Origin of the sequence: Shewanella indica (genome assembly GCF_033842865.1) — a bacterium.
GTDB lineage: Bacteria > Pseudomonadota > Gammaproteobacteria > Enterobacterales > Shewanellaceae > Shewanella > Shewanella indica.
The window spans coordinates 2,513,400-2,525,153 of record NZ_JAWXXR010000001.1 but is presented as its reverse complement, the minus strand read 5'-3'; the positions used below and the strand labels follow the sequence as shown (position 1 = coordinate 2,525,153).

The 11,754-nt window shown below is 50.8% G+C and carries 12 protein-coding genes; all 12 read right to left on the bottom strand.

Translation table 11 applies throughout. The features are described from left to right. Positions 1-66: 66 nt before the first annotated feature. The gene (locus SIL79_RS11425; protein ID WP_144361803.1) at positions 67-2,073 is read right to left on the bottom strand and encodes a methyl-accepting chemotaxis protein; all 2,007 of its coding nucleotides are present in this window, start codon (positions 2,071-2,073) and stop codon (positions 67-69) included. Between the two features lie 247 nt (positions 2,074-2,320). Continuing rightward, entirely contained in the window at positions 2,321-2,788 is a 468-nt protein-coding gene (gene bfr / locus SIL79_RS11420) for a bacterioferritin (RefSeq protein WP_039033619.1), read from the bottom strand. 10 nt (positions 2,789-2,798) lie between these two features. Next, positions 2,799-3,272, bottom strand: a complete 474-nt coding sequence (gene bfr, locus SIL79_RS11415; RefSeq protein ID WP_039033618.1) for a bacterioferritin — start codon at positions 3,270-3,272, stop codon at positions 2,799-2,801. 162 nt (positions 3,273-3,434) lie between these two features. Continuing rightward, on the bottom strand, positions 3,435-4,421 hold the full coding sequence (locus SIL79_RS11410) for a GGDEF domain-containing protein (RefSeq protein ID WP_039033617.1): 987 nt from the start codon (positions 4,419-4,421) through the stop codon (positions 3,435-3,437). Between the two features lie 104 nt (positions 4,422-4,525). Beyond that, complete coding sequence (nqrM, locus tag SIL79_RS11405; RefSeq protein ID WP_025011868.1) at positions 4,526-4,750, bottom strand: (Na+)-NQR maturation NqrM; 225 nt, start codon at positions 4,748-4,750, stop codon at positions 4,526-4,528. 16 nt (positions 4,751-4,766) lie between these two features. Next, a complete protein-coding gene (locus SIL79_RS11400; RefSeq protein WP_071475608.1) occupies positions 4,767-5,798 on the bottom strand; it encodes an FAD:protein FMN transferase in 1,032 nt (343 codons plus the stop codon). 62 nt (positions 5,799-5,860) lie between these two features. Then, positions 5,861-7,117 (bottom strand): NADH:ubiquinone reductase (Na(+)-transporting) subunit F, encoded by a 1,257-nt coding sequence (gene nqrF, locus SIL79_RS11395; protein ID WP_039033615.1) that lies wholly within the window; start codon positions 7,115-7,117, stop codon positions 5,861-5,863. Positions 7,118-7,162: 45 nt separating this feature from the next. Then, complete coding sequence (nqrE, locus tag SIL79_RS11390) at positions 7,163-7,771, bottom strand: NADH:ubiquinone reductase (Na(+)-transporting) subunit E (protein WP_039033614.1); 609 nt, start codon at positions 7,769-7,771, stop codon at positions 7,163-7,165. A gap of 5 nt (positions 7,772-7,776) precedes the next feature. Next, the gene (locus tag SIL79_RS11385; RefSeq protein ID WP_039033613.1) at positions 7,777-8,409 is read right to left on the bottom strand and encodes an NADH:ubiquinone reductase (Na(+)-transporting) subunit D; all 633 of its coding nucleotides are present in this window, start codon (positions 8,407-8,409) and stop codon (positions 7,777-7,779) included. Beyond that, positions 8,409-9,197 (bottom strand): Na(+)-translocating NADH-quinone reductase subunit C, encoded by a 789-nt coding sequence (locus SIL79_RS11380; RefSeq protein WP_039033612.1) that lies wholly within the window; start codon positions 9,195-9,197, stop codon positions 8,409-8,411. The genes SIL79_RS11385 and SIL79_RS11380 overlap by 1 nt, the downstream gene beginning before the upstream one ends. Continuing rightward, a complete protein-coding gene (locus SIL79_RS11375) occupies positions 9,190-10,389 on the bottom strand; it encodes an NADH:ubiquinone reductase (Na(+)-transporting) subunit B (RefSeq protein WP_039033611.1) in 1,200 nt (399 codons plus the stop codon). Before SIL79_RS11375 ends, SIL79_RS11380 begins: the two co-directional genes overlap by 8 nt. After that, positions 10,386-11,717: a Na(+)-translocating NADH-quinone reductase subunit A gene (locus SIL79_RS11370; protein ID WP_039033688.1), complete on the bottom strand. Its 1,332-nt coding sequence runs from the start codon at positions 11,715-11,717 to the stop codon at positions 10,386-10,388. The genes SIL79_RS11375 and SIL79_RS11370 overlap by 4 nt, the downstream gene beginning before the upstream one ends. Between the last annotated feature and the right edge of the window lie 37 nt (positions 11,718-11,754).

Genomic DNA, 11,754 nt, shown 5'->3' with positions numbered 1-11,754 from the left:
AAAGATATTTCAATCGGGAGCAAAAAAGGAGATCCTGGGCTCTCCTTTATGGATTTGAAGCTCGTCTTAATCGATGCGGAACTGACCTATGTTACGCCCCAGAGCCGTGGCCAACTGTTGGAATGCCCGCATCTTTTGTGACAATTCTTCGCTGGCGCTCAGGGATTCATCGGAGCGGCCACGAACATTTTCAATGTTGCAGGCCACTTCTTCGGCCACCACAGCCTGCTGGCCTATCGCCGCGGTGATCTCCATGGTTTGCAACTGGATGGCATCCACTGCCGCGGTGATTTCTGTCAATGCTCGCTCAACCTCCAGTGTCAGGCTTTGGCCCTGGTTGGCCTCCCTGACTCCGGCTTCCATCACCTGTTCGGCTTGCTGTGCCTGTTGCTGCAGAGTCTGGATAATGCCCTGAATATTGGTAGTCGAGTCCTGGGTGCGGGATGCCAGGGTGCGCACCTCATCGGCAACAACCGCAAAGCCCCTTCCCTGCTCCCCGGCGCGGGCCGCTTCAATGGCAGCATTGAGTGCCAGCAGATTGGTTTGCTCGGCAATGGCGCGGATCACACTGAGCACCTCGCCTATCTCCTCTGAGCTGCTTCTGAGCGCCCGAATAACCCCGGCGGCTTGGTTAACCTGTGTGGAAAGTGAGTGCATTCCCTGACTGGCCTGCTGCACCACATCTGCGCCGTTTCTTGACTGCAACAGTGCCGTCTCGGCAAACTCGGCGGCTCGTTGGGCGCTGGTCGCCATCTCCTGGCTTGTGTGGGCCATTTCGGTAGCGGCAGTGGCCACTGAGGCAATTTCCTGTTTCTGGGCGCTGACAGAGGCCAGTGCGTTGTCACACACCTCAGCCGCGGCGGCAACCCCATTATCCACCCGACCACTGAGCTCACGGGTTTCCAGCAACAGACTCTGCACCTTGGCGGCAAAACGGTTGAATGCTGCGCCAAGACGCCCAAGTTCATCGGTGCGGTTGATTTCAATGCGGCGTGACAAGTCGCCCTCACCCTCGGCGATATCTTCCATGGTGTGCAGCAGGCTATTGAGATTACGCCGAAAAGGCAGCATCATCAGGAAAACGGTTAACGCCACCAGTAAAATAATCCCCACTGAGACCAGGCTGGTTTGCCAAAGGCTTTGCTTCACAGGAGCCTGAAACACTTCATTAGGCAACATAAACCCCAAATACCAGCGCACTTTGGGATAATCACCGCGAATGGCAATATAGCTCACTCGCTGCAATTCTCCCTGATAAGTGACTTCGGCAATACCGGCATCCCGGGTTTGCATTTCACGTTTCAGTTCACTAAAGCCCTGATTGTCACCGCTGAGATTGTCAATAACGGCCGCATCAGAGCCGGCGGGGAACGCTTGATTAAAACCCGGGAAGTACACCAGTTTTCCCTGCTCCGTCATCAAAAATGCCTGGCCTTCGCCCCGATATTTGATTGGCGCCAGCAGGTTTTTACCTATGGTATCGATGAGAATATCCATACCGCCTATGCCTATCAGGCGACCATTGGCATCCTTGACTACTGTCTTGACTGTGGCCGAGATTGAGCCGTCGTTAGCATCCACAGCCGGGTCGCCGACAAACAAACCATTTTTGTCTATCGCCTCCTGCCACCAGGGACGTTTGTTGGTGTAGTAGTCGGGATCGCCATCGTAACGGCCATTGAGATCAAAGTACTCGAAGGTATTGGCCGAGCCGAAGAACACCGACTTGATCTCCTTGTCCTGCTCGGAGAAAAAGTGAAAGTAATCCACCAGCTGTTGATAGCCGGGATCAAGACTGAGATCTAAGCCACGGCTATGGTATTTGGCAAACCAGTTATTGATGGCAGGGTTAGCAAAGACAGAGTGAATAATCTGCCCCTTGGCGTAGAAGTAGTTGCCGATTTCATTGGCCTTGAGGGTGATCAGCGCCGATATATCCTGATCTATACGGGCACGGGTATCTTCACTACTGCTCTTAACCATCACAGCCGCCACGATAGACAACAACAGCGCCAGGGCACCGGCGATAGCTAATACAAGTTGCAAACTGAGGGAACGTCTTATCTGCTCCATTGCGAGTCCTATTTGTTATATTTTTATTTAAGGAAACCTGCAATGTATCAGAATCTGTTAACAAATTTGACTATAAAATGGCAAGAAACAATATAATTTTCTATGTAAACAATCCACTGCACCAAACCGAAGTAATTCAGTGCCTTATTGCCCAACTTAAGTGCATTCAATTTAATTCAGGTTCAATGCAACATCAGATAGCAAAAGAGCCGCAATAGCGGCTCTTGTCGTAGTGGCTTTGATACCGTTACATCTTGGACTGGATGTAATTCTGTAGCCCAACCTTGCCAATAAGGCCCAGCTGTTTCTCCAGCCAATACATGTGGTCGTCTTCGGTTTCTTCCAGTAATAGCTCCAATAACTCCCGGCTCTGATAGTCCTTGAGTTGCTCACACAAGGTAATGGCTTCTCTCAGGTTGGCAGCAACCTTGTATTCATATTGCAAGTCGTTGTGGAGCATCTCCTGCACATTCTTGCCTATGGTGAGAGCGTCGCGACTGGCAACATCCGGAGTGCCTTCCAGAAACAGGATCCGCGCAATCAACTTGGCGGCATGCTCTCTTTCATCATCCGACTCATGTTTAATTCGCTCATAGAGCTCATTCAGCCCCCAGTCTTCATACATATGGGCATGTACGAAATACTGATCCATTGCCGACAGCTCCCCGGTCAGCAGCTTATTGAGCACATCTATGACTTGCTGATGGCCTTTCATATCTGTCTCCTTATTCTGTCTCAATCTGTGATTGCAGATAGTTAGCCAGTCCGGTCAGGCCTATCAGCTCAAACTGAGCTTCCAGCCAATCCAGATGTTCCTCTTCATCTTCCAGCAGATCCTCAAGGATATCGCGACTGACATAATCACGCTCAGCCTCACACAAGGCAATGGCATCACGCAGCACTGTCAGTTGTTCTTCCAGCATCTGTTTGTCACAGGCCAGCATCTCTTCGCTGTGTTCACCTATGCGCAGCTTGTCCAGCTGTTGCAAGTTGGGCAGACCTTCGAGAAACAACACCCGCTCGATAAGCTTGTCGGCGTGTTTCATATCCTGAATCGATTTCTTGTAGGCTTTATGGTTGAGTCCTTCCAGGCCCCAGTTCTTGAACATGCGGGCATGAAGGAAGTACTGATTGATGGCTGTCAGCTCACAGGTCAACACCTTGTTGAGCTGGGAAACCACTTTGGGATGACCTTTCATTGTCTCGTCCTTTAGCTTTGATTAAACTTGATCCAAGTCAAGTTTTCCCAGCCTAGCCTAAAGTAGGAGGCATTACAAATTAACCTTTAATTTCACCAACTTACAAAAGGCAACCATTATCATTTTGACTATGATTAGCAAGAAAACTTTGTGTTCAAGTGATTAAAAAAGCTCAATATCATCCTCAATTTGTGGTCCTTCGAGCTTGCCTTCCGCCAGCAGTTGCCCATAAAACGCTACTTGGTTACGGCCATTGCCTTTAACAAAATACAGTGCATTGTCAGCCTGATTGAGCAAGGTGCCGGGATCAACCCGGGGATCGATTCCCACAATGCCCATAGAGATGCGGATCCCGCCTAAACGCTCCTGCTGCAATTGAGCCAAATTCTGGGTGAACTCCTGACACAATTCGATAAGTGCCCTGCGGCTGCGCGGCGCCGGCAAGATAACAAACTCATCACCGCCGAAACGGAACATAAGATCCTGAGCACTGAACACCTGTTTCATCAGCGCCGAAACCTGCAACAAGACTTCATCGCCATAGAGGTGACCAAAGGTATCGTTGATTTTTTTGAAGTAATCTATATCGAAGATGCAGATCCACAACTTGAGCTCCTCGTCGGCATCCTGACTTGCCTGCGCTTGCTCCTGCAGGAGGTCGCAGGCAATCTCCACCGAGCTATAAAGCTGTGGCAAAAAGGCCTTGCGGTTTAATAAATTGGTCAGGCTGTCGGTTTCACTCTCCACCACTATGTGAAAATAGTTCTCATAGACCTTGGCGAAACCTCTGAGTAGAACCCTGTCTTGCTCAGTCAATAAAGGCGCGCTGACCAAGAGCACCTTGGTGAGTTTGTCATTGATGATAATAGGAACGGCCAACTCCTGATGCAAACCGTTGGAAAAACAGATCTCCCTTCGTTGTTCAATACAGAGTTTGACCGACACCGCCAAGCTGGCGCTACTGACATTGCGCTGGCCATCCAGGCCCCCTTTACGCTTGGTCAGCTTATCCACATCCAGGATACACACCTCATCTATACTGAGCATTTGCGATACAGTGGACACCAGGCTCTCGGCCAGCGAATCCAACTGCCGCTGCTCGGTCAGTTGTACCACAGAATCGAGAATAGCTTCCGGTTCCCGGTTCATCGGCATATCTCCTCTACAGAGCGCTTGTCCATGCCACAGAGTGTAGTACAAGAGAAATTGACGAGAACGATGGACGAAGAAAAGGCATCCGAAGAGGCCCTTTTTCAAATAATTCTATCTTTGGTTAAACGCTCGCGCCGGGCTTCTTCTGCCGCTTCACGGGCCTTGCGTTTATCACATGGCTCATCACAATCACAGGCTTTTTCTATGCCCAAGACCCCGAGGCCACCACAGCTACCCTGCACCGCCTTGCGCTTGATTAAATAGCCCACAGACATCAGCAGGAAAAATGCCAGCAGTATCACAAAGGCTGCAATAAAAGTACTCATAAAGGCTCCAATTACTCTAGTCAACGAAGGCTTTAAACGCAGAGCTATAGTATACCTTAAACCCTTCGTCCTGTTTTTCAATCAGCATGATGGCCAGCTTTTCCTTTTCGGCCAGGGCCAGTGAGGCTTCTGTGCCCATCACCATCATGGCAGTGGCGAAACCATCGGCCGTCATACACTGAGGGTGCAACACTGTGACAGAGGCCAGTCTGTGCTCTACCGGAAAGCCGCTGCGGGGGTCAATAATATGAGTAAAGCGCTGTCCGTCTTCCTCATAGTAGTTGCGATAATCACCCGAGGTCGCCATGGCCATGGTGCCCGGCTCTATCACCTGTTGCACGGCCAGGCCATTATCCGCCGGCTGCTCTATCGCCACCCGCCAGGGTTTGCCATCGCCTTTGCTTCCCTTGACGCTGATCTCACCGCCAATCTCCACCAGATAACCTTTGGGCTGATACTTATCCAGCAAATGAGCCACTTTATCGACCCCAAACCCTTTGGCTATGGATGACAAGTCCACATAGACGCTGGACTGAGTCTTGCTGAGCCGGTCCCCTTCTATTTGAATGGCATCTATGCCCATTCTTGCCTTGGCGTTGGCTATCTGCTCGGCAGAAGGCACTTCCAAAGGCCGCTTATCCGGGCCAAACCCCCACAGGTTGACCAAGGGTCCCAGGGTAATATCGAGCGCGCCGTCGGTGAGCTGATATAGTCTAATTCCTTCACGAATATTGGTAATGGTATCGGCGGAAACGGCCTGGCTTTGGCCTGGCTTGAGCTGATTGAAACGTGAAAGCTCGGAGTCGGGCCTGTAGGTCGACATCTGGTCGTTCACCTGCTCCAGCGCCATATCGATTTCAGCCTGTAACAACTGAGCATCCGGCAAGCGCTCACTGTTGACCACCTTAATGTGATAAGTGGTGCCCATGGTGCTGCCGGAGAGTGCAATCACATCATCCTGACTACTGCACCCAGAAACAAAAAAGGCCAATCCTATGAGGACCAGCCAATTTGCCAGCGTTGTAAACTTAGCGGTCTTGAACTGCATACTATGAATTTCCCTTACAAACTGGCACTGCCCAAAGGCAGTGCCAGGGAATGAACTAATGCTTAGCCACCGAAGTCATCCAAGAGGATATTTTCATCTTCAACGCCAAGATCTTTCAGCATAGCAATTACCGCTGCGTTCATCATTGGAGGTCCACACATGTAGAACTCGCAATCTTCAGGGGCTTCGTGCGACTTGAGGTAGTTCTCATAGAGCACGTTGTGAATGAAGCCAGTGTAGCCATCCCAATTGTCCTCAGGCTGAGGATCGGACAGGGCCACATGCCAGACAAAGTTATCATTCTCTGCCGCCAGGCCATCGAAATCTTCAACATAGAACATTTCGCGCTTGGAACGAGCACCGTACCAGAAGCTCATCTTACGCTTGGACTTAAGACGCTTGAGCTGGTCGAAGATATGAGAACGCATAGGCGCCATACCTGCACCACCGCCGATAAAGACCATTTCAGCATCGGTATCTTTGGCAAAGAACTCACCGAATGGGCCGGAGATAGTGACTTTATCACCTGGCTTGAGACTCCAGATGTAAGACGACATCTTACCACAAGGCAGACTCAAATTCCGTGGTGGAGGCGTGGCAATCCGCACGTTCAGCATGATAATACCGAACTCTTCCGGATAGTTGGCCATAGAGTATGCACGAATGGTTTCTTCATCAACCTTGGATTCCAGGTTGAAGAAACCAAAGTGTTCCCAGTCACCACGATACTCTGCTGGAATATCGAAGTCTTTATACTTCACATGGTGAGCAGGGGCTTCAATCTGAATATAACCACCTGCACGGAAAGGTACAGACTCGCCATCAGGGATCTGCAGCTTGAGCTCTTTAATGAAGGTTGCCTTGTTATCGTTGGAGATAACAGTACATTCCCACTTCTTGATGCCGAAGATCTCTTCGTCCAGCTCAATTTCCATATCTGACTTGACGTTAACCTGACAAGACAGACGGCAACCCTTACGGGCATCACCCTTGCTGATGTGATCCAGTTCGGTTGGCAGAATATCACCGCCACCGGACTTAACGTTGACACGACACTGACCACAAGAGCCACCGCCACCACAAGCAGATGACACGAAAATACCGTTGTTGGCCAAAACGCCCAGCAACTTGCCACCGGCAGCAGTGGTAATCGCCTTGTCTGGGTCACCGTTGATGCCAATAGTAATATCACCGCTGGAGACCAACTTGGATTTGGCGAACAGGATCACCAGTACCAGGATCAGAACTATCGCGGTAAACATACTCACACCGAGGTAAACCTCGAGCGGAGTAGACTTAAAAATACCAAGAATATCCATTAACTTATCCTTAGAGGTTCAATTTCGGAAGCCGCTTGGTGCCCCTTAAAGGGACACACCAGAGAACGACATGAAACCTAAGGCCATCAGACCTGCAGTGATAAAGGTAATACCCAGACCACGCAGACCATTAGGCACATCAGCATACTTCAGCTTCTCACGGATACCGGCCAACAGGACGATAGCTAATGCCCAGCCAAAACCGGAACCGAAACCGAACACCAGGCTCTCACCCAGGTTGTAGTCACGTTCAACCATGAAAGATACCGCACCGAAAATCGCACAGTTTACTGTGATCAGCGGCAGGAAGATCCCCAAGGCGTTGTAGAGTGGCGGGAAGTACTTATCCAGAGCCATTTCCAGGATCTGAACCAAGGCTGCGATAACACCGATAAAGGTAATGAACTTAAGGAAGCTCAGATCGGCATCCGGTACACCTGCCCAAGCCAGTGCGCCAGGAGCCAGAATACCTTGATAGATTATCTGGTTAACAGGTACTGAAATGGTCAGCACCACGATAACCGCAACCCCAAGCCCCATGGCCGTCTTCACTTTCTTGGAAACTGCCAAGAAGGTACACATCCCCAGGAAGAAGGCCAGTGCCATGTTTTCGATGAAAACAGAGCGAATTAACAAACTGATATAATGTTCCATCGCGCTTACCCTTTTGCTTCTACTTGCTCTGGCTTATAAGTGCGGATTATCCAAATCAGAATACCGATCAGGAAGAAGGCACTTGGCGGCAGCAGTAACAGGCCGTTGGGCTGATACCAGCCACCGTCTGATACTTTGGAAAGTATCTCGACGCCAAACAGCGAACCGTTACCAAAGAGTTCACGGACAAAACCTACGCTCATCAGTACCAGACCATAACCCAGGCCATTACCTATACCATCCATAAAGCTCATCAGCGGCGGGGTCTTCATCGCATAGGCCTCGGCGCGACCCATCACGATACAGTTGGTAATAATCAAACCAACGAATACCGACAGCTGCTTGGCGATGTCATAAGCGTATGCCTGCAACACCTGATCCACCACGATTACCAACGAAGCAATAATGGTCATCTGCACGATAATCCGCACACTGGCAGGAATATGGTTACGTATGATGGAGATAAACAGGTTGGAAAACGCGGTTACCGCCGTCAGTGCTATGGTCATAACCAATGCGGTTTCCAGCTTACTGGTTACCGCCAGGGCACTACACACCCCGAGGATCTGCAGCGCAATAGGGTTATTGCTGACTATAGGTCCGGTGAGAACCTGTTTGAGTTCTTTACTATCGGCCATTAGCTCAATCCTCCATTGCGTGCTTTTTCAATAAAGCGAGCAAAACCTTCCTCGCCCAGCCAGAATGTCAGCGAGTGCTGAACACCATTACTGGTCAGGGTTGCACCAGACAAGGCATCAACACCATGAGCTGACTCGGCAACGGCGGGGTTTTTGGTCACAGTAATAGCTATGTTACCCTGCTCGTCAAATAGCTTCTTACCCTGCCATTTGGCTTTCCAGCTTGGATTTTCAACTTCACCGCCCAGTCCCGGGGTTTCCCCTTGGTTGTAATAAACCAGGTTCTGGATGGTGTTCATGTCAGGTTCCAAAGCCAGGAAGGCGTACATGGTTGACCACAGGCCATAGCCATGAACCGGCAGGATAACGCTGGTCACTTTACCGGCATCATCACGCACCAGATAAACCACGGCGTTTTTGGCAATCCGCTTAACCGAAGCAATGTCATGCTCAGGCACCACAGAGGTGGCAGGATCACGAGAGGCTTTCTGTTGATCATAGGTATCGCCGTTGATATCTGTGACTTCGTCACCGGTTTTCAGCTCGATAACCTTGGCTTCAACATACTTCTTGTAAGTTTCCAAAACCACATCTTTGCTGACCTTGCCGGATTTGGTATCGATCAGATTGGCGGCTTCCAGAATAAACTTCTGCTTATCCAGCAGCTTGTTTTCCTGCTGGGTTGGCTTGAGCAGTACCGCTGCGGTCGATACGAAAATCGAGCAGACAAGACACAGGCCAACGACAACAAATAGCGTTCTTCCGAACGAATCCTTATTACTAGCCACGAGCAATCCTCCGCTTGATGTTTGCCTGGACTACAAAATGGTCAAACAGTGGCGCAAACAGGTTGGCAAACAGAATCGCCAGCATCATGCCCTCAGGGAATGCAGGGTTGATGACACGGATAAATACTGCCATGGCACCTATCAGGATACCGTAAGCCCATTTGGCCTGGTTGGTGAAGGAAGCCGACACTGGGTCAGTGGCCATAAACATCATACCGAAGGCAAAGCCACCCAGAACCAGGTGCCAGTACCAAGGCATGGCAAACATATGGTTGGTTTCAGAACCGACCAGGTTCAGCAACAGAGAGACGGCAATCATACCGACCATCACGCCGCCGACAATGCGCCAGGAAGCGATACGGGTATAGATGATAACCAGACCACCGAGCAGGATAGCCAGGGTAGAAACTTCACCGACAGAACCAGGAATAAAGCCAAAGAAGGCGTCCCACCAGTTCTGGTTGAAGGCGTAGTCCAGAGTACCTGAAGCCGCTTGACTCAGCGCGGTAGCGCCGGAGAAACCGTCGGCAACCACCCAAGAAGTGTCACCGGACATATTCAACGGATAGGCAAAGAACAGGAAGGCACGACCGGCCAGTGCTGGGTTGAGGAAGTTACGTCCGGTACCACCGAACACTTCCTTGGCCACAACCACACCAAAGGTGATACCCAGTGCCACCATCCACAATGGGATAGTCGCCGGCAAGGTCAAGGCAAACAGCACAGAGGTTACGAAGAAACCCTCGTTGACTTCATGACCACGAACCGAGGCGAACAGCACTTCCCAAATACCACCGACCGCGAAGGTCACTGCATATATAGGCAGGAAGAAACAGGCGCCATACCACATCAAGGTGGCCCAGCCGGAATCGGCTGTCAGCTGAGTACCGAAGAGCTCAAACAGACCCACCTGCCAAACATCGGGAGTACCGAAGCCAGCGGCCAGGGCGATTTGCGCCTGTAGACCCACGTTGTACATCCCGACAAACATGGCGGGGAAAGTACAGGCCCAGACAGTAATCATCATGCGTTTCAGATCCAGGTTATCGCGTACGTGGGTCTTGCCCTTGTTCACTTTACCCGGGGTGTAAAAAATGGTCGCTGCGGCTTCATAGAGCGCATACCACTTCTCGTATTTACCGCCCTTTTCAAATTGCGGTTCAATACGCTCAAGAAAATCTTTCAAGCTCATAAGCCTTCCCTCTCGACGGTCTCCAAGCAGTCACGCAGGTATGAACCATAGTCATACTTACCGGGACATACGAAAGTACACAGTGCCAGGTCTTCCTCATCCAGCTCCAGCGCACCCAATGCCACGGCGCCATCGGTATCACCAGAGATAAGATCGCGCAGCAACATAGTGGGCAGAATATCCAGAGGCATCACCCGCTCATAGTTGCCAATAGGCACCATGGCCCGCTCGGAACCACCGGTACTGCTGGTCATATTGAACAGTCGGGAAGGACTCAAGTGGCCCAGGAAAGCACGGGTAATAGAGTATTTATCGGATCCAGGCATCACCCAACCGAAGAACTCTTTCTCAGTACCCTCTTCAATCAGGGTCAACTGCTGAAAGTAGCGTCCCATATAAGCATGAGGACCTATTGCAGTACGGCCGTTAAGCACAGAACCTGAGATAACCCGAACTTGGCCATCGGCTTCGTCTTGGGTCAGGGCTTGTGTGCTGGCACCCAGCAGAGTGCGCACTAAGCGAGGGTTCTTGGCTTTGGGGCCAGTGATGGCCACTACGCGCTGGTTGTTCAGTTCACCTGTGGTAAACAGCTGACCGATCGCAATGACATCCTGGTAACCCAGGTACCATACGCTGCGACGGGCAGAGGCAGGCATCAAGAAGTGGATATGAGTCCCAGGCAGACCCGCTGGATGGGGGCCAGCAAACTCTTCCACTTGGGCATTAGCCGCTGGAATGTCTGCTCCTGGTGCTTTACAGACGAAGACTTTGTCTGTCAGTCGGGCCAGTACTTTCAGGCCGTTGACGAAATCGTCTTTATGCTCAGCGATAACAACTTGAGGATCGCCCGCCAGTGGCTGGGTGTCCATGGCTGTCACGAAGATAGCCGCTGCTGTCGCATCCACTGCCGGCACCTTACTGAAAGGACGGGTGCGCAATGCGGTCCACATACCTGATTCAATCAGATTATCGCGAACCTGCTGCGGTTCCAGAGTATCCAGAGCCTGGGCATCATACTTGGCAAAAGAGACGGCGTCGTCCCCTTCTATGTCTATGACGACCGACTGCAGAACACGTTTGGCGCCGCGGTTGATTTCTAATATTGTGCCACTGGCCAAAGCCGTATATTTAACGCCAGGATTCTTTTTATCCTCAAAAATCACCTGACCTTTTTGCACTTTATCGCCCACTTTGATCTTCATCGTTGGACGTAAGCCAATATACTCTTCACCCAAAGTAGCTACGTGTTTAATGGCTGGGCCATCATGGATAACTTGCTTTGGTCCGCCTGCTATAGGCAAATCCAATCCTTTCTTAATTGTAATCATATCCACATGCACTACGTTTTGAAGGAAAGACAATGCG